Genomic DNA, 23,773 nt, shown 5'->3' with positions numbered 1-23,773 from the left:
TAGGACCGTGCACGCGTTCGACGTCCTTGGTGACCCGGTGCGTCGGCGCATTCTCGAATTACTCGCCGAGGGCGAGCAGTCGGCGGGGACCATCGGTGCGCAGATTCAGGAAGAGTTCGCGATCAGCCAGCCGGCGGTGTCGCAGCACCTCAAGGTGTTGCGCGAGAACGGATTCACCTCGGTACGGCCGGACGGGCAGCGCAGGCTGTACGCCGTCAACGGCGCGGCGCTACGCGACGTCGATGAGTGGCTTGACGGCTTCCGCCGGTTCTGGGCGCCGCGACTCGACGCCCTGGCGACCGAGATCGCGCGCGGAAAACGACAACGCAGAAGCCAAGGAAGGCAACATGACTGACGTCGATATCGAGCATCAAATCAACGCCGTCGAGCGCAAGCTGGGATCGCGCATCATCGATGCCAAGGAAGCGCACGTCGTCACCATCAGCCAGTCCTACGACACCGATCAGAACGACCTCTGGGACGCCGTCACCAACATCGAGCGCATTCCCCGGTGGTTGATGCCCATTTCCGGCGACCTGACGGTCGGCGGTTCCTACCAGTTGGAGGGTCAGGCGGGCGGTACCGTCCTGACCTGCGATCCGCCCAAAAACTTCACCGCGACTTGGGAATTCGGCGGAGGTGTCAGCTGGATCGATGTCACCGTCAGCGCCGACGGCCCGGACCGCTCGCGCCTGGTGATCGAGCACATCGCCCACGTCGACGACCACTGGGACCAGTTCGGGCCCGGCGCGGTCGGGATGGGTTGGGATTCGATGGTGCTCGGGCTCGCGATCCACGTGGCGACCGGGGCGGCCATCGATCCGTCCTTCGGTGAGCAGTGGATCGTCACCGACGACGGTCGGCGGTTCCTCACCCTGTCCGGCGAGAGGTGGTGTGACGCGAACATCGCGTTTGGAACCGACCCGTCGACAGCGCGCGAGATGGCACAGCGATGCCTGGCGGCGTACCTCGGCGAGGAAAACTAGAACACGTTCTAGCCATCCGGGGCGGCCGGGGATATCCTCGACCCGATGCATGCCCAGACACCTGTCCAGATTGCGTGGGTGACGCGGGACCTCGATGTCACCGAAAAGGCGCTGACCACGATGTTGGGCGCCAAGAAGTGGGTGCGCATACCCGACGTCCACTTCGCGCCCGACACGTGCACCTTCCGCGGCGCGCCCGCCGACTTCACCGCCGACATCGCGTTCAGTTACGCCGGTGACACCCAGCTCGAGCTGATCGCACCGATCGGCGGCGGCCCGAGCGTGTACTCCGAGTTCCTCGACACCTGCGGACCCGGTCTGCACCACATCTGTGTCGAGGCACCCGACTCCGCGGCGTTCGACGCTGCACTGCGCGACGCAGAAGCCAACGGGACCCCCGTCGTGCAGCAGGGGATCATGCCCGGCGGGATGCGGTTCGCCTACCTGTCGGCCGTCGAGGCCGGCGCCCCCTACATCGAGATCGCCGTCATCCCCGACGAGATCAAGTCATTTTTCGACTATGTGAAACAGGAGCAACAGTGAGCGCTCTCGACATTCCGGACACCGTCGACGCGGCCGATGTTCAGTCATGGTCTGACGAGGTCGATGTCCTGGTCATCGGCTTCGGCATGGCCGGCGGCTGCGCAGCCGTGAGCGCCGCGGCGGCGGGAGCCGACGTTCTGGTGCTGGAGAAGGCGGCCGCGGCAGGCGGCACCAGTGCGATGGCCGGTGGCCACTTCTATCTGGGCGGCGGCACAGCGGTGCAGCAGGCCACCGGACACGACGACAGCGCCGATGAGATGTACAAGTATCTCGTGGCCGTCTCGGCGGACCCGGATCTCGACAAGATTCGCCTCTACTGCGACGAAAGCGTCGAACACTTCGATTGGCTTGAGGCGCTTGGGTTTCAGTTCGAACGCAGCTTCTGGAAGGGCAAGGTGGTGGTGCCGCCCGGCACCGAGGGGTTGTCCTACACCGGTAACGAGAAGGTATGGCCGTACTGTGAGCAGGCCAAACCGGCGCCGCGCGGACATTCGGTTCCGGTTCCGGGAGAGTTGGGCGGCGCTGCCATGGTCATCGACCTGCTGGTGAAACGTGCGACCGATCAGGGCGTGCAGATCCGCTATGAGACCGGCGTGACCAATCTGGTGGTCGACGACGGCCGCGTCGTCGGGGTCCGCTGGAAGCACTTCGGCGAAACCGGGGCGATCAAAGCCAAGGCCGTCGTCATCGCCGCCGGCGGCTTCGCGATGAACGCCGAAATGGTCGCCGAGCACACTCCAGCGCTCGGTCAGAAACGGAAAACCAAACACCACGGCGAGGTAGAGCCCTACATCCTGGGCAACCCCTACGACGACGGAGTCGGCATCGCCCTCGGCGTATCGGCCGGTGGCGTGGCGGAGAACCTCGACGGGCTGTTCATCACCGCCGCCGCGTACCCGCCGGAGATTCTGCTGACCGGTGTCATCGTCAACAACCGGGGCGAGCGGTTCGTCACCGAGGATTCCTACCACTCACGCACATCGGCGTACGTCCTGGAACAACCCGACCAGCAGGCATACCTCATCGTCGACGAAGCGCACATGCAGATGCCCAAGATGCCGCTGATCAAGTTCATCGACGGATTCGAGACGGTCGCGGAAATGGAGGAGGCGCTTGGCATTCCGGCGGGCAAGCTCGCCGCCACCCTCGACCGTTACAACGACAACGCCGCGCGCGGCGAAGACCCGGACTTTCACAAACAGCCGGAATACGTTGCGGCACAGGACAACGGCCCGTGGGCTGCGTTCGATCTGTCACTGGGCGTAGCGATGTACTCGGGATTCACCATGGGCGGTCTCGACGTGTCGATCGACGGACAGGTGTTGCGCTCCGATGGCAGCGTCATCGAAGGCCTCTATGCCGCGGGCGCCTGCGCGTCGAACATCGCGCAGGACGGCAAGGGCTATGCCAGCGGCACCCAGCTCGGCGAAGGGTCGTTCTTCGGCCGCCGTGCGGGTACGCACGCCGCTCAGGCCTGCACCTAGACCGGCGCGGGTTCCTCGCCGCCGACCCGGCCGAACCGCCACTCACCCTCGCCGAGCAGCTCGAGTTCATGGGTGTGATGCTGCTCGAGCGCCTTACGGTGGCTGACGCTCACCAGAATGGTGTCGGGCAGCTCGCTGCGAATGAGGGTGTACAGCAGGTACTCCAGACCTTCGTCGAGTGCCGAGGTCGACTCGTCGAGGAACACGGCCAACGGCTTGGTCAACAGAATGCGGGCGAACGCGATGCGCTGCTGTTCGCCGGGGGAGAGCACCTTGGCCCAGTCCTCGACTTCGTCGAGTCGATCGACCAGGTGCGGCAGTGCCACCTGTTCCAGCGTGCGCTTCAGAGTCCTGTCGTCGATGTCGCCTTCCTCGGTCGGATAGCTGACGACCGCGCGCAGATTGCCGAGAGGAACGTACGGCATCTGGGACAGGAACATGGTCTCGTTGGGCCCACACGGCCGCGTCAATGTGCCGGTGGTGAACGGCCACAACTCGGCAAGGCTGCGCAACAGGGTCGTCTTGCCGGAGCCGGATTCGCCCTTGACCGCCAAGGTGTCGCCTACCTCGAGGCGCAAGTCGAGTGGTTTGACGAGCTGCTTACCGTCGGGGGTTCGTACTTCTATGTCCTTGAGTTCCACGGTGCCGTCCCTGCACGGCGTGGTGGTGATCTCGGGGAGCGCCCTGCCCTCTTCGTTCGCGGTGAGCAACCCGTCGAGGCGGATGATCGACGCGCGGTAGCCCGCGAACGCGTCGTATGCGTTGCGGAAGAAGGAGAGCCCCGATTCGATATTGCCGAACGCCGAAGCCGACTGACTCATCGCGCCAAGGGTGATCTCGCCGTCGAAGAACCTCGGGAACTGAAACAGATAGGGCGGCACGACGATGATCTGGCTCATCGACAGGTTCCAGCCGTAGAAGGCCATCATCCTGTTGATCCACCGCTTGTAGTTGGCGACGATCGGCGCGAAGAGCTTTCGCAATCCGGTGCGCTCGGCAAGCTCGCCGCGATAGAACGCCACGGCCTCCGACGCGTCGCGCAGCCGCACCAGCGCATAGCGAAACGCCGCGTTGAACTTCTCGTTCCTGAACGACAGCCAGATGATCGGCCGGCCCACCCAGAACGCAATGACCGATGCGAAGAGCACGTAGGCGATCAGGATCCAGAACATCGCCTTGGGCAGCTCATAGTTCACGAAGGGGAGCGTGAGCGTTCCCGACAGGTTCCAAAGAATCGCGGTGAACGAAATCATCGAGGCGATCGCATTGACCGAGCCGAACAGCAGCGTGGAGGTGGAGGTGTTCGCCGGGGTGTTCGGAAGGCCGCCGACGCCCGCGGTGAAGATGTCGATGTCGTACTGGATCCGCTGATCGGGGTTGTCGATCGTGTCGTCGATGAAGCGGCCGCGGTAGTACGCCTTGCCGTCGAGCCAGTCGCCCGTCAGCCGGTCGGTTAGCCACGCGCGCCAGGCGAGCATGAACCGCTGGGTGATGAAGAGGTCGAACATGATGCGTGCGACGTGCAGGAAGGCCAGCGCCGAGAACACGATCATCGACAGGTAGAAGCCGTCGCGTCCAGAGTTCTTTACTGCGTCGTCGCCCGCGGCAACGCCGGCCGCCACGACCTGGAAGCTGGTCATCATGTCGTTGCCCTGGAAGCTGAACAACACCGTGAGCCGGACGCCAAAGATCACCGACAGCAGGATCACCGCCAGCCACAGCCACACCTTGACGCTGTCCGGTCCTTTGAAGTAGTCGCCGGTGATACGCCAGAACTGCCTGCCCCACACCGTGTACTTCGCGATCAGGACACAGATCAACAGCGTCGCCACCGCGGCGATCAACCACGCCTGGCCGATCCACTGCAGCGACGTCAGGAGCTCTTGGCCCCAGTCCAGCGTGGGGACGAACATTCCCTCTTCCACTGTGGCAAGGTACCTCGCCAGCCTGTTACCGGCGTTACCAGTGGTCGCCAGTGCCGGTGGGGAGTCTGTCCAGCCGCCATTCGCCGTCGCCCGTCAGTTCCAGTCGCCGGCTGTGGAACCGTTCGACGGTGGCGCGGTGGCTCACACTCACCACGATGGCGTCGGGGAGTTCGGCACGCAGCAACTCGTAGAGCATCAACTCGAGGCCCTCGTCCATCGCCGAGGTCGACTCGTCCAGAAACACCACCGCAGGCCGATTCAACAGGATGCGGGCGAACGCGAGGCGTTGCTGCTCGCCCACGGAAAGCACCTTTGCCCAGTCCTGGGCCTCGTTGAGGCGGATCGCGAGGTGTGACAGTGCGACCTTGACGAGAGCCTCTTGGATCTCCCGGTCGTCCGGCCCCTTCTCGAGGGGATAGCACGTGATGGCACGCAGGTCGCCGAGCGGCAGGTAGGGCAGTTGCGGGACGAACATCGCGCCGGCACGGCCGGCGGGAGACCGGACGCTGCCCGTGGCGAAGGGCCACAAGCCGGCCAGGCTCTGCAGCAGGACCGTCTTGCCGACCCCGGACCGCCCGCTGATCAACAGCGCATCGCCCGGATCGAGCCGCAGCCCCAGCCCGCGCACGAGTAAGTCGCCGTTGGGCATGCGGACATCGACATCGTCGATCTCCAACGAATCGTCAATCGACCCCGCGGTGTCGACCGAAGTGAACATCCCCGCTCGCGAGTTCTGCTCGGCCAACCCGTCCAGCCGGATGATGACCGCACGATAGCTCGCGAATTGGTCGTAGGCGTTGCGGAAGAACGACAGCGAGTTGTGGATCTCGGTGAACGCGTTCGACGACTGCCATACATCGCCGAACGAAATCCGTTGTGCGAAAAGCGCTTGCGCCTGCACGATCCACGGAAGGGGATTGATCGCCTGACTCATCGTCACGTTGAAGCCGAAGAACAGCATCATCCGGTTCAACCAGCTGCGGTAGTTGCGCATGACGTCGGAGAGTCGCCCGTCGAGCAGTTTGCGTTCCGCATTCTCACCGCGATACAGGCCCACGGCGGCACCGGTATCGCGTAACCGCACCAACGCATACCGGAAGCCCGCGTTACGCAGTTCGTTGAAGTAACTCAAGCGAATCAACGGACGGCCGATGACGAAGGCGACGATCGTCACCACCAACACGTAGGCGATCACGATCCAGAACAGCGCCTTGGGCAGCACCATGCCGCCGACGGTGACAGGTTCGGACAGCCGCCAGAGAATCGCACCGAACGACAGCACCGACACCACGGCGTGCACCGCGCCGAACAACAGGGTGTTGCCCGAGTTGAAGATCGGGTTGTTCGGGTCGCCGCCGACGCCCGCGGTGAAGCTGTCGATGTCCTGCTGGATTCGCTGGTCGGGGTTGTCGATGGGCCGACGGGTGAACTGGGCGCGAAAGTAGGCGAAGTCGCTGAGCCAGTCGCCGATGTAGCGTTGGCTCAACCAGATTCGCCACCGCATCATGAATCGCTGGGTCACGTACATGTCTATGAGCAGTCGCACGAGGTAACACCCGGCGAGGATGCCGAACACCGCGATGGATGCCCAGAACCCGTCGATGCCCGAAGACCGCACCGCCTCGTCGGTACCGCCCTGAAACGCAATCTGTACCGCGGTGAACAAGTCGTTGACGTAGTAGGTGAGGAGCACGTTGATGCGCACCGAAACGATCGTCGAGAGCAGCAGGACGCCGACGACCGCCCACACCGACGCGCTCTGCCTGCCGGTGAAATAGCCCGACGTGATGCGCCAGAACTGGCGCCCCCACTCGGTCATACGGCCGAGGAGAACCAAGACCACGACGAGGCACACCGCCGTGATGACGAAAGTCTGCACAATCCAGATCGCAGAATTGCCGAGTTCGCGGCTCCAGTCGATGGACGACTCGAACTGTGAGTTCAAGCGGCGCCACCCCCAGCACACCAACCGGCGTGCGGCGAAGCTACCGCAGTGCGGACCGCGCGACGGTCCTCGCGGGCCGCGGTCAGTTGAACGTCTTCCGCAGGTGCACCGTCAGAGCGTCGACATCCTCGTGCGCACCGGCGAATCCGAGGTATCCGTCTGGCCTGACAAGGAAGCTGGAATGACCGGTCGCCGAGTACGCCGTCGCGAAATTCGACTCCGCATCGCGCACCAACGGCAGTACCGTGCCTGCGACGTCGGCGCCGGGCGCGGCGACCAGATACACGTTGAGATGACCGCCGGCGATCGCTGTCGCTGCGTCGGCGGCCCGCTCGAACTGCTCGACATCGGAGGGTCCGGCGCCGCCGTCCGCGTACAGCAGCAGCGTGTGCCCAAGCCCGAACAGTGAGAACAGCCGCAGCGGCCCGGTGACCGCGGCACGGGTCAGACCCGTCGCGTCGGGCGCCCGGGCACCGGCGTCGGTTCCCACGATGGGGGAGTCGGCGTAGTTGATCAGCAGCTGGGCCTCGCGACGGATCACGTAGTCGACGTCGGTGGAATCGGCGCCGATGCCCTCACGCGCACTGCGTACCGTCCGGCCCACAACCTCTTCGCCGACGGGGCGGCGCTCGGCGTCGTAGCTGTCGAGCAGACCGGGCGCCGCGCGGCCGGACACCGCGAGCGCGAGCTTCCACGCGAGGTTGTGCGCGTCCTGGATGCCGGTGTTCATCCCCTGGGCGCCCGTCGGCGGATGGATGTGCGCGGCGTCGCCCGCGACGAACACCCGGCCCCGCCCGTACGCGTCGACGATCCGGTGACTGATCCGAAAGACGGAGGACCAGCGCATGTTTCGTGCCGTCGTCGGTTCCGGCGAGAGCCGGTCGAGCACCGCCTGCACATGGCTCAGCTCGGGTTTGCGCTCACCCTCGAACCCGTGCGCGATGCCCTGCGACGGTGCGGCGGACAGCTCGGGGGGCACGAGCATCGACATGCGGTACCGGCCGCGGCCCGGCAGGGGAATGCACACCAGCAGCTCGTCGGTCACGCCGTCGGTCTGATGCATGGCGCGGATCGCGTAACCGCGGGGCGCCGACCAATCCACCTCGACGTCGCCGAGCATGTACTGCTCCTCGAACGCCGCGCCCTCGAACGTCAACCCAAGGGTCTTGCGCACGACGCTGTGCGCACCGTCGGCGCCGATGAGAAAACCGGCCTGCACGGTCTGATCGCCCCCGTGACCGGTCAGCGTGACGCGGACGCCGTCGCCGTCCTGCTCGAACCCGCCGACCCGCACCCCGCGCTCGACCTCGACGCCACGCAGGGCCAGTTCCTCGCGCAAAATTCGTTCGGTGGCGTACTGCGGTATCGCGATGAACCCGAAGGGCACATCGGACGGAATCGCGAACTCGACCTGGCCGACCTTCTCGCCGTTGACATATACGATCTGCCCGTGCATCTCGACGGCCGCGTCCAGAATGCGTCCCAACAAGCCCATCGATTCGAAGACTTCGAGCGTACGTGGCTGCACACCAACGGCTTTCGCATACTGCACCGGTTCCGGAAGCGGATCGACGATGCGGCAGTCGACACCGCGGCGCGCCAGCTCGATGGCCGCGGTGAGTCCGACAGGACCGGCGCCGGCGATGAGTACTTGCGTTTGCGAAGAGTTTGGCACGCGCTGATTATGCTGCCTCCATGAGCAATGACGCTCCCGCTTCCGATGCCTCTTCCGTCAACGCCGGACACCTCATCGCCCGGCGACTGCGAGCCAGCGGAATCGACACCGTCTTCACGCTGTCCGGCGGACATCTGTTCTCCATCTACGACGGCTGCCACGCCGAGAACATTCGCCTGATCGACACTCGACACGAACAGACCGCGGCGTTCGCCGCCGAGGGCTGGTCGAAGGTGACCCGCGTACCCGGCGTGGCGGCACTCACCGCCGGACCCGGCGTCACCAACGGGATGAGCGCAATGGCCGCCGCTCAACAGAACCAATCGCCACTGGTGGTGCTCGGTGGCCGCGCACCCGCGGCGCGCTGGGGACAGGGCTCGCTGCAGGAAATCGACCACGTACCGTTCGTTGCGCCGCTGACCCGATTCGCGGCGACCGCGCAGTCGCCGGACGCCGTCGGCTCGCTGATCGACGACGCGCTGCGCGCCGCGGCGGGAGTCGGCGGCCAGTCGACCGGGGTGTCGTTCGTCGACTTCCCGATGGATCACGTATTCGGCATCGCTCATGACGATGGCGCACCGGGCGCGCTGCCCGGTACGTCGGCGTCGGTGCCGCCTGACGCCAATGCCGTCGACGTGGCCGTCCGGCTGCTCAGCGAGGCCCAGCGGCCCGTCATCATGGCGGGCACCAACGTGTGGTGGGGCCATGGCGAGACCGCACTGCTGCGCGTGGCCGAAACGCTGCGTATCCCAGTGCTGATGAACGGCATGGCGCGCGGCACTGTGCCCGCCGATCACGACCTCGCATTTTCGCGAGCGCGGTCGAAAGCGTTGCGGGAGGCCGACGTTGCCGTCGTCATCGGCGTGCCGATGGACTTCCGGCTGGGCTTCGGCGGCGTGTTCGGACCCGACACCACCCTGCTCGTGGTCGACCGCGTTCAACCCGACCGACCGCATCCTCGCGAGGTCGCCGCCGAAATGTACGGGGATCTGACAACCACCCTGGCCGCGCTGGCGAGCGCGACGCGATCCGACCACGAGGCCTGGATCGCCGATCTGCGCACCACGGAAACCACCGCGCGGGCCGCAGAGGCCGCCGAGTTGGCCGATGACCGCACGCCGCTGCACCCGATGCGGGTGTACGCCGAACTAAGCGAGCTGCTGGACCGCGACGCGATCGTCGTCATCGACGCCGGCGATTTCGGCTCCTACGCGGGCCGGGTCATCGACAGCTATGTGCCCGGCGCGTGGCTGGACAGCGGCCCGTTCGGCTGCCTGGGGTCGGGACCCGGTTATGCGCTGGCCGCGAAGCTGGCCCGGCCCGACCGGCAGGTCGTGCTGCTGCAAGGCGACGGTGCATTCGGGTTCTCCGGGATGGAGTGGGACACGCTGGTGCGGCACGGAGTTCACGTGGTGTCGATAATCGGCAACAACGGAATCTGGGCGCTGGAAAAACACCCCATGGAGATGCTGTACGGCTACTCGGTGGTGGCCGAGTTGCGGCCCGGCACCCGCTACGACCAGGTCGTCACCGCACTGGGTGGCCACGGTGAACTGGTGGCGACGCCGGCCGACCTGCGGCCGGCGCTGGAGCGGGCCTTCGCCGCCGGACTGCCCGCGGTCGTCAACACACTGACCGATCCGACGGTGGCATACCCGCGCCGCTCCAATCTGGGCTGATCCCGGGCGTCCCTCCTCCTCGCGAGCGGCCGTGTCTGCACACGACACGCCGGGTCAATCCGTACAAATGCGGTCGGTCGCCGTGCACGAGCGCGCGGAAATTCACTCGACGCGCCGGGCGGCCGGCACACATGCTGGATAGATGGATGTGCGGCTTCATGATTCCGTCGACGAGTTCCGCGCCTTCGCGGAGCCGTTGTATCGACGCGACCCCGTCGCCCACACCATCGAGCTGACGCTGCTGCTTGGCGGAACCTTTCCGGACGACTCGCTGCTGCTGACTTTATGGCGGGACGGTGAACCGTTGGGTGCGGCTCTGCAGACGCCGCCCTATCCGTTGGTGTGCAGCGGAATTCCGCCTAGTGCTGTCGACGCCGCTACCGCGGAGCTCGTCGATCGGCGGCCCGGACTGCCCGGCGTTCGCGGTATGCGCACAACTGCGCTCACCTTCGCCGAAGCGTGGCAAGCCATGACCGGACAAACCGCGACCGTGAACACCGAGGAGCGGCTCTATCGGCTGGGAACGTTGCGCACTCCTGTCGGAGTCCGCGGCTCGGGCCGGCTTGCCACCGACGAGGACCGCGATCTGATCGTCGACTGGGTGGGGCAGTTCTTCGGTGAGGCCTTCAGCGGGGTGTCGAACGACGGAGCCGAGTTCGTCGACGCGGCGGAGCGCAAGGGAGACCGCTTCACGCTGTGGACCGTCGATGACGTCCTGGTGAGCATGGCGATGCTGCGCGCACCGGCGGCGGACGCGTCGCGGATCGGCCCCGTGTTCACGCCGCCCGACTGCCGCGGCCACGGCTACGGATCGGCCGTCACCGCCGCCGCCGCCCAACTCGCACATCGCAGCGGAACCGCCGACGTGGTGCTGTTCGCCGATCTCGCCAACCCGGTTTCCAACTCCATTTATCAGCGAATCGGCTTCGAAGCCGTCGCGGACTGCGTGCGCGTCGACTTCGCGTCCGCCGGCTGACGTGTGGTCACGCCCGCCGAGGCGGGCCGCGTACCGTAAAGCTGTGGCGAAGACCAAAACCCGCACCTCAGGTCGTGTCAGCAGTCGGTTCTGGCGGATGCTCGGGGCGAGCACCGACAGGGACCAGGCGTCGTCGATGGCTCAGGTGAGCGACTCGGCGGAGTTCGACGCGAAGGCCGCTGACCTCGACGACGAGCAACTGCTCAAAGCCGCCAGGCTGCTGAATCTCGACGACCTCGCCGATTCCGCGGACATTCCGCAATTCCTGGCGATCGCACGCGAGGCATCCGTCCGGACCACCTCACTGCGGCCGTTCGACGTGCAACTGCATGCGGCCCTGCGGATGCTTGCGGGCGATGTCGTCGAGATGGCCACCGGTGAAGGCAAAACCCTCTCGGGTGCCATAGCCGCAGCGGGGTATGCGATCGGCGGCCGGCATGTGCACGTCATCACGATCAACGACTACCTGGCTCGCCGCGACGCCGGGTGGATGGGCCCGCTGATCGAAGCGCTGGGCCTGACCGTCGGCTGGGTCACCGCCGAATCGACGGCCGACGAGCGGCGCAAGGCCTATGAATGCGACGTCACCTACGGCTCGGTCAACGAGATCGGGTTCGACGTCCTGCGGGACCAACTGGTCACCGACGTCGACGATCTGGTGTCGCCGAACCCCGATGTCGCGGTGATCGACGAAGCCGACTCGGTGCTCGTCGACGAAGCCTTGGTGCCGTTGGTATTGGCGGGCACCACGCACCGCGAGACCCCCAAAGTCGAACTGATCCGGATGGTCGGCGAACTGACCGAGGGCAAGGACTACGAGACCGACTCCGACAGCCGCAACGTGCACCTCACCGAGAGCGGTGCGCAGAAGCTCGAAGCCAAGCTCGGCGGTATCAACCTGTACTCCGAGGAACACGTCGGCTCCACCCTGACCGAGGTCAACGTCGCGCTGCACGCCCACGTGCTGTTGCAACGCGACGTGCACTACATCGTTCGTGACAACGCCGTGCACCTCATCAACTCCTCGCGTGGCCGCATTGCCCAGCTGCAGCGCTGGCCCGACGGACTGCAGGCCGCGGTGGAGGCCAAAGAGGGCATCGAGACCACCGAGACCGGCGAGGTGCTCGACACGATCACAGTCCAGGCCCTCATCGACCGGTACCCGACGGTGTGCGGCATGACCGGCACCGCCTTGGCGGCCGGCGAGCAGCTACGCCAGTTCTACAAACTCGGTGTGTCGCCAATTCCCCCGAATACTCCCAACATTCGCGAGGACGAAGAGGATCGCGTATACGTCACTGCGGCTGCCAAGGCCGCCGCGATCGTCGAGCACATCGTCGAGGTGCACAAGACCCGCCAGCCGGTGCTGGTCGGTACTCGCGACGTCGCCGAGTCTGAGGACCTGCACGAGCGCCTGGTCAAGGCGGGGGTGCCCGCCGTCGTGCTCAACGCGAAGAACGACGCTGAGGAAGCCGCGGTCATCGCCGAGGCCGGCGCGCTCGGATCGGTGACGGTGTCCACCCAGATGGCCGGTCGCGGAACTGACATCCGGCTCGGCGGGTCCGACGAAGCCGACCATGACGACGTCGCCGAACTGGGCGGGCTGCACGTCATCGGCACCGGGCGGCACAACACCGAGCGGCTGGACAATCAGCTGCGCGGACGCGCCGGACGTCAGGGCGACCCAGGATCGTCGGTGTTCTTCTCCAGCTGGGAAGACGACGTGGTGGCCGCTCACCTCGATGCGAACAAGTTGCCGATGCAGACCGACGAAGACGGCCGCATCGTCAGCCCCAAGGCGGCCAGCTACCTGGACAGCGCACAGCGCATCGCCGAGGGCCGCATGCTCGACGTGCACGCCAACACGTGGCGCTACAACCAGCTGATCGCTCAGCAGCGCGCCATCCTGGTGGAGCGCCGCGACACCTTGTTGCGCACGCCGACCGCGCGCGACGAGCTGCGGGAGCTGTCGCCGGACCGCTACGACGAGCTGGTGGAGCAGGTCGGCGAGGAGAAACTCGAGAAGATCTGCCGCCTGATCATGCTCTACCACCTCGACCGCGGCTGGGCCGATCACCTGGCGTTCCTCGCTGACATCCGGGAGAGCATCCATCTGCGGGCCCTCGGCAGGCAGAACCCGCTCGACGAATTCCACCGGATGGCCGTCGACGCGTTCGCCTCGCTGGCCGCCGACGCGATCGAGGCCGCGCAGCAGACCTTCGACACGGCGGCCTCGATCGAGGACGAACCGGGCGTCGACCTGTCCAAGCTGGCCCGGCCGACCTCGACGTGGACGTACATGGTGCACGACAACCCGCTGGCCGACGACACCTTGTCGGCGCTGAGTTTGCCGGGGGTATTCCGCTAGGTTCTATCCATGCAGGAGCCGCGCGACCGGGTACTGACGGTGCCCAACGTGCTCAGCGCGCTACGTCTGGTGCTGGTGCCGGTTTTCCTCTGGCTGCTGCTGGTGGTGCACGAGAACGCATGGGCCGTGGCCGTGCTCATGTTCAGCGGCGTCTCGGACTGGGCCGACGGCAAGATCGCGCGGCTGGTCGACAATCAGTCGTCGCGGCTCGGAGAGCTGCTGGACCCGGCAGTGGACCGCATCTACATGGTCGCCATCCCGATCGCGATGGCCATTCACGGATCGGTGCCGTGGTGGATCGTGCTGACCCTGCTCGGTCGCGACGTCGTGCTGGCCGCCACGCTGCCACTGCTGCGCAGTAGGGGGCTGACCGCGCTACCGGTCACCTACATCGGCAAGGCGGCGACGTTCGCGCTGATGTCGGGGCTTCCGCTGATTCTGCTCGGGCAGTGGGATGCGTTGTGGAGCCGGGTGATTCTCGCGTGCGGCTGGGCGTTCCTGATCTGGGGTCTGGCGATGTACCTATGGTCGGGCGTGCTGTATCTGATCCAGGTTTCGATGGTGATGCGTCAAATGCCCAAAGTGGGCCGCTGAGGCCACCGGAGTGATGATGAGTCAGCTCGGCGGCTACGACCCGGAAGCCGGACGAAGCGCCCATGTGGCGAATCGCCCGACGTTGATTCCGGTGCCGTCGTTACTGCGCTCCCTGTTGTCGGACCATCTGGATCCCGGCTACCAGGCGGCCGCGGATGCGAAAGAACACGGCGAGCAGCGCAAGCGGTGGCAGACGTGGGCGTGGCAGATCACGGGCGCGGTGTTGATTGCGCTGGTATTCGTCGCCGCGGTCGGCCAGGCCCGGTCCACCGCACCCGGCGTGCGGGAGACCCAACACGTGCTCTCCGGCAGCGTGCGTTCCGCCGAGGCGGCGGTGGCCGACGCCTCGAGCCGACGCGATGCGCTGGCCGCCGAGGTGGACACCGAACAGCGCCAACGCCTGGAGGGTGACGCGCGCGGCCAACAACTGCTTGGCCAACTCGACGAATCGAACCTCGCCGCCGCGGCCACCGCCGTGATCGGGCCGGGTCTGCAGATCACCGTCAACGATCCGGGAATGTCGGTGGACCTGTCCGACGTGTCGAAGGAGCGGGTGCCCGGCAGTCAGCAGGTGATCCTCGACCGCGACCTGCAGCAGGTGGTCAATTCGCTATGGCTCAGCGGCGCGGAGGCGGTCTCGGTCGGCGGTGTGCGCATCGGGCCGAACGTGACGATCCGGCAGGCGGGCAGCAGCATCCTCGTCGACAATCAACCGATCAGCAGCCCATACGTCATTCTCGCCGTCGGACCGCCCCACGCGATGCAGGACATCTTCGATCGCAGTGCCGGACTGCACCGGCTTCGGCTGCTGGAAACGTCGTACGGTGTCGGAGTCCAGGTGAGCACCTCCGAGGCGCTCACCCTGCCGGCGAGTCCGATTCGGGAAGTCAACTTCGCCAAGGAGATTGGGCAGTGATCAGCAGATGAAGCCACAGTCGTGATCGGGATCGCCGCACTCGTCATCGGCATCGTCCTCGGGTTGGTGTTCCACCCGGACGTGCCCGAGTTCGTCCAGCCGTATCTACCGATCGCCGTCGTCGCCGCACTCGACGCCGTGTTCGGCGGTCTGCGCGCCTATCTGGAACGCATCTTCGATTCGAAGGTGTTTGTCGTGTCCTTTGTGTTCAACGTGTTGGTCGCCGCGCTCATCGTCTACGTCGGAGACCAACTGGGGGTCGGCACACAGCTGTCCACCGCCATCATCGTGGTGCTGGGCATCCGGATCTTCGGGAACGCGGCCGCGTTGCGGCGCAGACTGTTCGGCGCGTGACCCCTTGACCGACGACACCCCTGCCCACTCGGCCGAGCCCGATCAGCACGGCCGCCACGAATTGCCGCCGGATGCGCCGTCACCCGAGATCGGCGAGCTGCATCGCGGCGGGGTCGTCGGCGTCGCGGCGCGCGGTCGGTCGCAGATCGTGTTCGGTGCACTCGCCATGGTGCTGTGCGTGCTGCTGGGGCTGGCGATCATCACGCAGGTGCGGCAGACCGAATCGGGCGACTCGCTGGAGACCGCCCGCCCCGCCGACCTGCTGGTGCTCTTGGACTCCCTGCAGCAACGCGAGGCGGCCCTGAACACCGAAGTGGCCGAACTGCAGCGCACGCTGGCGCAACTGCAGGCCTCCGGCAGCAGCGATCAAGCGGCGATCGAGAGCGCGCAGGCTCGGCTTGCCGCGCTGTCGATCCTGATCGGCACGGTGCCCGCCACCGGCCCGGGCGTGACGCTGACCATCACCGACACCACCCCGGGAGTGCCGGCCGAAACGATGCTCGATGTGATCAACGAGCTGCGCAACGCCGGGGCCGAAGCGATGGAGATCCGCGGGGGAGGATCTGCGGTACGCGTGGGCCTGGACACCTGGCTTGTCGGGAGCCCCGGCGCGCTGGTCGCCGACAGTGTGACACTCAACCCGCCGTATTCAGTTCTGGCGATTGGTGATCCACCCACACTGGCTGCGGCGATGAACATTCCCGGCGGCGCGACGGACAGCGTCGAGCGGGTCGGCGGCTCGATGGACGTGCAGCAGTCCGACAGAGTGGACATCACCGCCTTGCGGCAACCGAAACCTCGCCAATACGCTCAGCCAGTCAAGTGAGCTGAGCGCGCGACAGCAACGAACCCGCGGAGACAACCGCGGTGAACCGCGAATGAGAACAATGCGGTGAACCGCGAATGACAACACCGCGGTGAACCGCGAATGAGAAGAAGGAGCGCCGTGAGCGAAATCCCAGCCGACCTGCACTACACCGAGGAACACGAGTGGGTGCAGCGCACCGGTGACGACACCGTCCGCGTCGGGATCACCGACTACGCGCAGTCAGCGTTGGGCGACGTCGTTTTCGTCCAGTTGCCGGACGTCGGCGCCGACGTGACCGCGGGCGAGTCGTTCGGCGAGGTGGAGTCCACGAAGTCGGTTTCGGACCTGTACGCGCCGCTCAGCGCGAAAGTCCTTGCGGTGAATGGTGATCTAGAGGGCAATCCCCAGCTCGTCAACTCCGACCCCTACGGCGCAGGTTGGCTGCTGGACCTGCAGGTCGACTCCGGTGCGCTGGCCGACGGCCTTGGCAAGCTTCTGGACGCCGACGGCTACCGCGCCACAGTGAGCGAATGACGGGTTGTTAGGGTTCTGCAGACCGGATAACCAACCAGAGGCGGATCCGGCGGTGGTGGACACAACGGAGTCCGCCTCGCGGTACGGTCGACACAAGACGAACTTTCGGCTGAGGGTTGGCCTGATATCGCCATATCGCCACAGCGGCCAGTGAGGAGCAGCGGGTGACGGACAAGGACCAGAATTCCGGGGCGGACCAGACGTCTGACGATGTCACCGTGGAAACGACATCAGTCTTCCGCGCGGACTTTCTCAACGAGTTGGACGCCCCGGCAGCGGCGGGCTCCGAAGGAGCGGTCACGGGGGTCGAGGGCCTGCCCGTCGGTTCTGCCCTGCTGGTCGTCAAGCGCGGACCCAACGCCGGCTCACGGTTTCTGCTGGATCAGCCCACCACGTCGGCGGGTCGACATCCCGATAGCGACATTTTCCTCGATGATGTGACGGTGAGCCGTCGTCACGCCGAGTTCAGGCTCGAGAGCAACGAGTTCCAGGTCGTCGACGTCGGCAGTCTTAACGGCACCTACGTCAACCGGGAGCCCGTGGATTCCGCGGTGCTCGCCAACGGCGACGAGGTGCAGATCGGCAAGTTCCGCCTGGTGTTCCTGACCGGGCCCAAGGGTGACGACGAAGGTGGGCCCGGCTAGTGGTCGATGAGCGCTTGCGCGAAGAGCGTGACCCCGATGAGCGCTTGCGCGAAGAGCGTGACCCCGATGAGCGCTTGCGCGAAGAGCGTGACCCCGATGAGCGCTTGCGCGAAGAGCGTGACCCCGATGAGCGCTTGCGCGAAGAGTAAATGAGTCAGCCCGACACCCCCGCTCTGACTGGGATGTCGATCGGAGCGGTCCTCGATCTGCTGCGACCGGACTTCCCGGACGTGACCATCTCCAAGATCAGGTTCCTGGAGGCCGAAGGACTGGTCACGCCAGAGCGCACGGCGTCGGGCTACCGTCGGTTCACCGCCTACGACTGCGCCCGTCTGCGGTTCGTCCTGACCGCCCAGCGCGACCAGTACCTGCCCTTGAAAGTCATCAAGGCGCAGCTGGACGCCCATCCCGACGGCGAGTTGCCGCACACCGGATCCGCTTACGGGGTACCGCGTTTGGTGCCGGTGTCGGGCGACGATCCAGACTCCGGCGCCGGGGTATCAGGCGTCGCGCCGACGCAGGTGCGGCTGTCACGCGAGGACCTGCTGAATCGCTCTGGCGTCGACGACGAACTCCTGACGGCACTGGTCAAGGCGGGCGTGATCACTCCCGGCCGGGCCGGCTTCTTCGACGAGCACTCCGTGACGATCGCCCAGTGCGCTCGCGCGCTGGCGGACTACGGCGTCGAAGCGCGTCACCTCCGCGCGTTCCGATCGGCGGCCGACCGTCAGTCTGACCTGATCGCACAGATCGCGGGGCCTGTGGTCAAGGCGGGTAAGGCAGGTGCCCGGGACCGCGCCGACGATCTGGCGCGTGAGGTGGCGGCGCTCGCCATCACGTTGCACACGTCATTGATCAAGTCGGCGGTGCGCGACGTTCTTGATCGCTGAGGATTAGACTCAAATTTTGCAGGCTATCGGCGCGAAGGGCGGACACAGATGGGTGAGGTTCGTGTGGTCGGCATTCGCGTGGAGCAGCCCCAGAATCAGCCGGTGCTGCTGCTGCGCGAGTCCAACGGCGACCGCTACTTGCCGATTTGGATAGGTCAATCGGAGGCCGCGGCCATCGCACTCGAGCAGCAGGGCGTGGAACCGGCGCGACCGCTGACCCATGACTTGATCAGAGATGTCATTGGGGCCCTTGGCCATTCGCTCAAGGAAGTGCGCATTGTCGACCTGCAAGAGGGCACCTTCTACGCAGACCTGATCTTCGATCGGGACATCAAGGTGTCGGCGCGGCCGTCGGATTCCGTGGCGATCGCACTGCGGGTCGGCGTGCCGATCTACGTCGAAGAGGCGGTGCTCGCCGAGGCCGGCCTGCTGATTCCCGACGAGAACGACGATGAAGCCACCGGTGCGGTACGTGAGGACGAGGTCGAGAAGTTCAAGGAGTTTCTCGACAGCGTGTCGCCCGACGACTTCAAGGCCACGTAGCTTTTTGCGGCGTTTCCGAGTGGCGTTTGTCACGGAAGCGTCTCGTCGTCCTCGACACGCGGCGCGGGTTTCTTCAAACCGCTAATCGGGCAGCCATACTTTGGTGGTCGGACCTGCTGATGGGCAGTCGCGGGCCCGGCGGAAGCGTATGCTCGACACATTCGGGCTTGGGCAAACGTGCTGCCATGCAGGTCACAGACGCGAGTTCGACCGGCGAGAGGATTCGAAAGTGGGAGACACGCCACGTCAAGAGGAGTTCGATCTGTCCTCGACAAGCGGTCCCGCCGAATCGGGAATCACCGTTACCAGCGCACCCGTTCAGGGTGGTCTTTTCCCGGATGACTCGGTTCCCGACGAGCTCGTCGGATACCGCGGTCCCAGCGCATGCCAGATCGCCGGCATCACCTACCGGCAGCTGGACTACTGGGCCAGGACTTCGCTGGTGGTGCCGTCCATCCGCAGCGCTGCTGGTTCGGGCAGCCAGCGGCTGTATTCGTTCAAGGACATATTGGTCCTCAAGATCGTCAAGCGCCTGCTGGACACCGGGATCTCGCTGCACAACATCCGGGTCGCCGTCGATCACCTGCGCCAGCGCGGCGTTCGGGATCTGGCCAACATCACGCTGTTCTCCGACGGCACCACGGTGTACGAGTGCACCTCGGCCGAAGAAGTGGTCGACCTGCTCCAGGGTGGCCAGGGCGTCTTCGGTATCGCGGTGTCCGGCGCGATGCGCGAGCTGACCGGTGCCATCGCCGACTTCCCAGGTGAGAGGGCGGACGGCGGCGAGTCGATCGCCGCGCCCGAGGACGAGTTGGCGTCACGGCGTAAGCATCGCGACCGCAAGATCGGCTGACTTTTCTCTCGGCTACGCGCAGTCTCGGCGTCGGTATGACGCCTGTCCCGGTAAACTCGTGAGCGCATCGCCCTTGTGCGGGAGAGTTCCGTAGCCGCCAGCCACGGACGCCGAAGGAGCAACACCTCTCCGTCAACCTCTCAGGCACCCAGGACCGCGCATGGCCCCGATGCCTCTGGAAAGTGGTAGGTCCACCCCTGCCCGCCCATGGGGAAAGGCACTTCTCGCGTGCAGCGCGGGTCGCCGAATCTCTCAGGCACCGACGACAGAGGGAGAGGAACCCAACGGTTCGTCAACCTTCACGCGTCTGGAGCAATCGCAGGTGTCTGACTCCGAGAACTTCACCTTCGCCGCACGTCACATCGGACCCGATGCGGACGCCGTCACCACAATGCTCGCGACCATCGGCGTGGGTTCGCTCGACGAACTCGCCAAGAAGGCGCTACCGGCCGGCATTCTCGACTCGCTGGACGCAGACCAGGTGGCACCGGGACTGGATCAGCTGCCGCCGGCCGCCACAGAGGACGAAGCGCTGGCGGAACTGCGCGCGCTCGCCGATACGAACACCGTCGCGGTGTCGATGATCGGGCAGGGCTACTTCGACACCCTCACGCCACCGGTGTTGCGCCGCAACATACTTGAGAACCCAGCGTGGTACACCGCCTACACGCCCTACCAGCCAGAGATCAGCCAGGGCCGGCTCGAGGCGCTGCTGAACTTCCAGACCATGGTCTGCGACCTCACGGGACTCGAGGTCGCCAACGCCTCGATGCTCGACGAGGGCACCGCGGCCGCCGAGGCGATGACGCTGATGCACCGCGCGGTCCGCGGATCATCGAACCGGCTGGTCGTCGACGTCGACGTGTACCGGCAGACCGCCGCCGTGCTGGCCACCCGCGCCGAGCCGCTGGGCATCGAGATCGTCCAGGCCGATCTCACGCAGGGCCTGCCGGAGGGTGCGTTCTTCGGAGTCATCGCGCAGTTGCCGGGGGCCAGCGGCGCGATCGTCGACTGGAGCGACATGGTCACCCAGGCGCACGACCGTGGCGCGCTCGTCGCCGTCGGCGCCGACCTGCTCGCCATGGCGCTCATCACACCGCCCGGTGAAATCGGAGCCGACGTCGCCTTCGGCAGCACCCAGAGATTCGGTGTCCCAATGGGATTCGGTGGACCGCACGCGGGGTATCTCGCCGTGCACGCCAAGCACGCCAGGCAACTTCCCGGCCGCCTGGTCGGAGTCTCGCTCGACGCCGACGGGGCACCGGCGTATCGGTTGGCGTTGCAGACCCGCGAACAGCACATCCGGCGCGACAAGGCCACGAGCAACATCTGCACCGCACAGGTGCTGCTCGCCGTGATCGCGGCGATGTACGCGAGTTACCACGGCGCGGACGGGTTGTCCGCGATCGCGCGGCGGGTGCACGGGCGTGCCCGCGCGATCGCCGCGGGGTTGACCGCCGGCGGTGTGGAGGTCGTACACCGCGCGTTCTTCGACACCGTGCTGGCCCGGGTTCCCGGCAGGGCGGCAGAGATCCGCGACGCCGCCAAGGCTCACGGTGTCAACGTCTGGCTGGTCGACGACGACCACCTGTCGGTGTCCTGCGACGAGGCCACCACCACACAACACGTCGAGGCCGTGCTGTCGGCTTTCGGGGCAGCGGCCGGTGACGCGTTCGACGGCCCGGACATCGCAACCCGCACCTCGGAGTTCCTGACCCATCCCGCGTTCACGAGGTATCGCACCGAGACGGAGATGATGCGATATCTGCGGTCGTTGGCTGACAAAGACATTGCGTTGGACCGCAGCATGATTCCACTGGGATCGTGCACGATGAAGCTGAATGCGGCCGCCGAGATGGAGCCCATCACGTGGCCGGAGTTCGCGCGCCAGCATCCGTTCGCCCCGGCATCCGACGCACCCGGGCTGCGCAAGCTGATCGCCGACCTCGAGACATGGTTGGTCGCGATCACCGGCTACGACGCGGTGTCCTTGCAGCCCAACGCCGGATCGCAGGGGGAGTACGCCGGACTGCTGGCGATCCAGGCGTATCACGCCGAACGCGGCCAGCCCGACCGTCACGTGTGCCTCATCCCGTCGAGCGCGCACGGCACCAATGCCGCATCGGCGGCGCTCGTGGGGATGCGGGTCGTTGTGGTGGCATGCCGGGCGAACGGCGATGTCGACCTCGATGATCTGCGCGCGAAGGTGAACGAACACGCGGATCGGTTGTCCGCGTTGATGATCACCTATCCGTCGACGCACGGTGTGTTCGAGCACGACATCGCCGACATCTGCGCCGCCGTGCATGACGCCGGTGGTCAGGTGTACGTCGACGGCGCCAACCTGAACGCGCTCGTCGGCCTCGCCCGGCCCGGCCGGTTCGGTGGCGACGTCAGCCACCTCAATCTGCACAAGACGTTCTGCATTCCGCACGGCGGCGGGGGGCCGGGTGTCGGGCCGGTCGCGGTGCGCTCCCACCTGGCCAAGTACCTTCCCGGCCATCCGTTGGCCGACGAACTACCCGACAAATACGCGGTGTCCGCGGCGCCGTATGGTTCGGCGTCGATCCTGCCGATCAGCTGGGCCTATATCCGGATGATGGGCGCCGGCGGTCTCCGTGCCGCGTCGCTGACCGCGATCGCGTCGGCCAACTACATCGCCCGTCGACTCGGTGAGCATTACCCCGTCCTCTACACCGGTGAGAACGGCATGGTCGCGCACGAGTGCATCCTCGATCTGCGGACCATCACCAAGGAGACGGGCGTCACCGTCGACGATGTGGCGAAACGGCTGGCGGACTACGGCTTCCACGCGCCGACGATGAGCTTCCCGGTGGCGGGAACATTGATGGTCGAGCCGACGGAAAGCGAGAGCCTGGCCGAGGTCGACGCGTTCTGTGAGGCGATGATCGCGATCCGCGGCGAGATCGATGCCGTCGCCGCGGGCACCTGGCCGGTGGACGACAACCCGATGCGCGGTGCTCCGCACACCGCAGAATGCCTGCTGGTGTCCGACTGGGACCATCCCTACACCCGAGAGCAGGCGGCCTACCCGCTGGGCAAGAACTACCGCCCGAAGGTGTGGCCGCCGGTACGTCGCATCGACGGCGCGTACGGCGACCGCAATCTCATGTGCTCGTGCCCGCCGGTGGAGGCGTTCGCCTGACCTCTCAGGCGAAGCGGTCGATGATCGCCTCGGCGATCTGTCCCGGCGCGTCCTCCTGCATGAAGTGGTTGGCCTCCGCCAACTCCACGACAACGTGATCGGGGAATGCCTCGCGCATGCGCGGAAGGTTCGGTCCGGGCCGGAACGCGAAATCCTTCATGCCCCAGACGAACAACGCCGGTTTCGATCCGAGTTTGGTGGGCACGTCGCGGCTGAGCCTTTCGAGCAGCGGACGGGCCGCTAGGATCTCCTTCGGCATGCGCGCAACCCCGGCCCGGTCCTGTGGCGTCGGTTGAACTCCGCGGTAGTGCTCCATCACCGCGTCGTCCAATGATGTGCTGGTGCCCGCCGGAATCATCCGCTCCACGAAGAAGTTCCGCTTGGTGATCGCCCATTGCATCGGCGGACTGCCCATCACCACGCTGAAAACCTTCGTGGACAACTCAGAGGTGGGCCAGAACCAGGTGTTGCCGAGTACGACTCCGCGCACCCGATCGGCGCGGTCGGTGCCGACCGCCATGCTGATCGGGCCGCCCCAGTCCTGGCCCATGCTCAGATAGCGATCGAGTTCGAGGTGGTCGACGAGTTCGCCCATCACCGAGACATGCTCGTCGATTCGATACGTGAACCCCGATGGGCGCTCGGAGAGCCCGAAGCCGAGGTAGTCGGGCGCGATGCACCGGAAGCGATCGCGCAACCCGGCGATGATGTTGCGGTAGAGGAAACTCCATGTCGGATTGCCGTGAAAGAACACGATCACCGGACCGGTACCTTTATCGATGTAGTGCACCCGGCCGCGTGAACTGTCGAACCATCGCGACGTGAACGGATACAGCTCAGGGTCGGGTGTGAACTCGCTCGGCAATTTCGATCCCTCCGCCAACGCCATT

22 protein-coding genes and 1 riboswitch are annotated in these 23,773 nt (G+C 66.0%); of the genes, 18 read left to right on the top strand and 4 right to left on the bottom strand.

The window, feature by feature from the left end:
* Positions 1-7 precede the first annotated feature (7 nt).
* The 4 genes from G6N42_RS08655 to G6N42_RS08640 are packed head-to-tail and all read left to right on the top strand — an operon-like array spanning position 8 to position 3,013.
* Positions 8-355, top strand: a complete 348-nt coding sequence (locus tag G6N42_RS08655) for an ArsR/SmtB family transcription factor (protein WP_163728564.1) — start codon at positions 8-10, stop codon at positions 353-355.
* The gene (locus G6N42_RS08650) at positions 348-986 is read left to right on the top strand and encodes an SRPBCC domain-containing protein (protein ID WP_163728562.1); all 639 of its coding nucleotides are present in this window, start codon (positions 348-350) and stop codon (positions 984-986) included. Before G6N42_RS08655 ends, G6N42_RS08650 begins: the two co-directional genes overlap by 8 nt.
* A gap of 45 nt (positions 987-1,031) precedes the next feature.
* Complete coding sequence (locus tag G6N42_RS08645) at positions 1,032-1,529, top strand: VOC family protein (RefSeq protein ID WP_163728560.1); 498 nt, start codon at positions 1,032-1,034, stop codon at positions 1,527-1,529.
* Positions 1,526-3,013, top strand: a complete 1,488-nt coding sequence (locus G6N42_RS08640; protein ID WP_163728557.1) for an FAD-binding protein — start codon at positions 1,526-1,528, stop codon at positions 3,011-3,013. The genes G6N42_RS08645 and G6N42_RS08640 overlap by 4 nt, the downstream gene beginning before the upstream one ends.
* Here G6N42_RS08640 and G6N42_RS08635 read toward each other — a convergent pair.
* The 3 genes from G6N42_RS08635 to G6N42_RS08625 all read right to left on the bottom strand — a co-directional run bounded on the left by G6N42_RS08635 (position 3,010) and on the right by G6N42_RS08625 (position 8,558).
* Positions 3,010-4,926, bottom strand: a complete 1,917-nt coding sequence (locus G6N42_RS08635; protein WP_163737188.1) for an ABC transporter ATP-binding protein/permease — start codon at positions 4,924-4,926, stop codon at positions 3,010-3,012. The genes G6N42_RS08640 and G6N42_RS08635 overlap by 4 nt on opposite strands.
* Positions 4,927-4,972: 46 nt before the next feature.
* Complete coding sequence (locus tag G6N42_RS08630; RefSeq protein WP_163728555.1) at positions 4,973-6,883, bottom strand: ABC transporter ATP-binding protein/permease; 1,911 nt, start codon at positions 6,881-6,883, stop codon at positions 4,973-4,975.
* An 82-nt stretch (positions 6,884-6,965) separates the two neighbouring features.
* Positions 6,966-8,558 carry an FAD-dependent monooxygenase gene (locus G6N42_RS08625; RefSeq protein ID WP_163728552.1) on the bottom strand — a complete coding sequence of 531 codons (1,593 nt, stop codon included), beginning with the start codon at positions 8,556-8,558 and terminating at the stop codon, positions 6,966-6,968.
* Positions 8,559-8,578: 20 nt separating this feature from the next.
* On the opposite strand from G6N42_RS08625, the gene G6N42_RS08620 reads away from it, so the two are divergent.
* From G6N42_RS08620 to gcvP, 14 genes are all read left to right on the top strand, one after another.
* On the top strand, positions 8,579-10,237 hold the full coding sequence (locus tag G6N42_RS08620; RefSeq protein ID WP_163728549.1) for an acetolactate synthase: 1,659 nt from the start codon (positions 8,579-8,581) through the stop codon (positions 10,235-10,237).
* Positions 10,238-10,379: 142 nt separating this feature from the next.
* Positions 10,380-11,213: a GNAT family N-acetyltransferase gene (locus G6N42_RS08615; protein WP_163728546.1), complete on the top strand. Its 834-nt coding sequence runs from the start codon at positions 10,380-10,382 to the stop codon at positions 11,211-11,213.
* A 43-nt stretch (positions 11,214-11,256) separates the two neighbouring features.
* The gene (secA2, locus tag G6N42_RS08610) at positions 11,257-13,581 is read left to right on the top strand and encodes an accessory Sec system translocase SecA2 (protein ID WP_163728543.1); all 2,325 of its coding nucleotides are present in this window, start codon (positions 11,257-11,259) and stop codon (positions 13,579-13,581) included.
* A gap of 9 nt (positions 13,582-13,590) precedes the next feature.
* Positions 13,591-14,175 carry a CDP-alcohol phosphatidyltransferase family protein gene (locus tag G6N42_RS08605; protein WP_163728540.1) on the top strand — a complete coding sequence of 195 codons (585 nt, stop codon included), beginning with the start codon at positions 13,591-13,593 and terminating at the stop codon, positions 14,173-14,175.
* 16 nt (positions 14,176-14,191) lie between these two features.
* On the top strand, positions 14,192-15,091 hold the full coding sequence (locus tag G6N42_RS08600) for a DUF881 domain-containing protein (protein ID WP_163728538.1): 900 nt from the start codon (positions 14,192-14,194) through the stop codon (positions 15,089-15,091).
* Between the two features lie 21 nt (positions 15,092-15,112).
* Complete coding sequence (locus G6N42_RS08595; protein ID WP_006243660.1) at positions 15,113-15,445, top strand: small basic family protein; 333 nt, start codon at positions 15,113-15,115, stop codon at positions 15,443-15,445.
* Positions 15,446-15,449: 4 nt separating this feature from the next.
* Positions 15,450-16,271: a DUF881 domain-containing protein gene (locus G6N42_RS08590; RefSeq protein WP_163728534.1), complete on the top strand. Its 822-nt coding sequence runs from the start codon at positions 15,450-15,452 to the stop codon at positions 16,269-16,271.
* Positions 16,272-16,391: 120 nt separating this feature from the next.
* A complete protein-coding gene (gene gcvH / locus G6N42_RS08585; protein WP_083127248.1) occupies positions 16,392-16,787 on the top strand; it encodes a glycine cleavage system protein GcvH in 396 nt (131 codons plus the stop codon).
* 164 nt (positions 16,788-16,951) lie between these two features.
* Positions 16,952-17,431 (top strand): glycogen accumulation regulator GarA, encoded by a 480-nt coding sequence (garA, locus tag G6N42_RS08580; protein WP_163728531.1) that lies wholly within the window; start codon positions 16,952-16,954, stop codon positions 17,429-17,431.
* On the top strand, positions 17,431-17,580 hold the full coding sequence (locus G6N42_RS08575; RefSeq protein WP_163728529.1) for a hypothetical protein: 150 nt from the start codon (positions 17,431-17,433) through the stop codon (positions 17,578-17,580). Before garA ends, G6N42_RS08575 begins: the two co-directional genes overlap by 1 nt.
* Positions 17,581-18,321, top strand: coding sequence for a transcriptional regulator FtsR (gene ftsR, locus G6N42_RS08570; protein ID WP_163728526.1), 741 nt, complete (start codon positions 17,581-17,583; stop codon positions 18,319-18,321). It abuts the gene before it with no gap.
* Positions 18,322-18,369: 48 nt separating this feature from the next.
* Positions 18,370-18,864 carry a bifunctional nuclease family protein gene (locus tag G6N42_RS08565; RefSeq protein ID WP_006243655.1) on the top strand — a complete coding sequence of 165 codons (495 nt, stop codon included), beginning with the start codon at positions 18,370-18,372 and terminating at the stop codon, positions 18,862-18,864.
* A gap of 229 nt (positions 18,865-19,093) precedes the next feature.
* Positions 19,094-19,717: a MerR family transcriptional regulator gene (locus tag G6N42_RS08560; protein WP_006243654.1), complete on the top strand. Its 624-nt coding sequence runs from the start codon at positions 19,094-19,096 to the stop codon at positions 19,715-19,717.
* Positions 19,718-19,785: 68 nt separating this feature from the next.
* Positions 19,786-19,884, top strand: a riboswitch (glycine riboswitch).
* Positions 19,885-20,039: 155 nt separating this feature from the next.
* A complete protein-coding gene (gene gcvP, locus G6N42_RS08555) occupies positions 20,040-22,883 on the top strand; it encodes an aminomethyl-transferring glycine dehydrogenase (RefSeq protein WP_163728523.1) in 2,844 nt (947 codons plus the stop codon).
* Positions 22,884-22,887: 4 nt separating this feature from the next.
* Here the strand turns inward: gcvP and G6N42_RS08550 are convergent, their stop codons facing one another.
* The gene (locus G6N42_RS08550; RefSeq protein ID WP_163728521.1) at positions 22,888-23,748 is read right to left on the bottom strand and encodes a haloalkane dehalogenase; all 861 of its coding nucleotides are present in this window, start codon (positions 23,746-23,748) and stop codon (positions 22,888-22,890) included.
* Between the last annotated feature and the right edge of the window lie 25 nt (positions 23,749-23,773).

This window comes from Mycobacterium gallinarum (genome assembly GCF_010726765.1).
Lineage (GTDB): Bacteria > Actinomycetota > Actinomycetes > Mycobacteriales > Mycobacteriaceae > Mycobacterium > Mycobacterium gallinarum.
Note: the sequence above shows the minus strand (reverse complement) of the source record. Positions and strands in the feature narration are given on the sequence as shown.

What these genes read in the sequence shown, in the direction of transcription:
- G6N42_RS08650 (WP_163728562.1), top strand. Translation starts at nt 348, where the DNA reads ATGACTGACGTCGATATCGAGCATCAAATCAACGCCGTCGAGCGCAAG.
- G6N42_RS08645 (WP_163728560.1), top strand. Translation starts at nt 1,032, where the DNA reads ATGCATGCCCAGACACCTGTCCAGATTGCGTGGGTGACGCGGGACCTC.
- G6N42_RS08635 (WP_163737188.1), bottom strand. Translation starts at nt 4,926, where the DNA reads ATGTTCGTCCCCACGCTGGACTGGGGCCAAGAGCTCCTGACGTCGCTG.
- G6N42_RS08620 (WP_163728549.1), top strand. Translation starts at nt 8,579, where the DNA reads ATGAGCAATGACGCTCCCGCTTCCGATGCCTCTTCCGTCAACGCCGGA.
- G6N42_RS08615 (WP_163728546.1), top strand. Translation starts at nt 10,380, where the DNA reads ATGGATGTGCGGCTTCATGATTCCGTCGACGAGTTCCGCGCCTTCGCG.
- G6N42_RS08605 (WP_163728540.1), top strand. Translation starts at nt 13,591, where the DNA reads ATGCAGGAGCCGCGCGACCGGGTACTGACGGTGCCCAACGTGCTCAGC.
- G6N42_RS08600 (WP_163728538.1), top strand. Translation starts at nt 14,192, where the DNA reads ATGAGTCAGCTCGGCGGCTACGACCCGGAAGCCGGACGAAGCGCCCAT.
- ftsR (WP_163728526.1), top strand. Translation starts at nt 17,581, where the DNA reads ATGAGTCAGCCCGACACCCCCGCTCTGACTGGGATGTCGATCGGAGCG.
- G6N42_RS08565 (WP_006243655.1), top strand. Translation starts at nt 18,370, where the DNA reads ATGGGTGAGGTTCGTGTGGTCGGCATTCGCGTGGAGCAGCCCCAGAAT.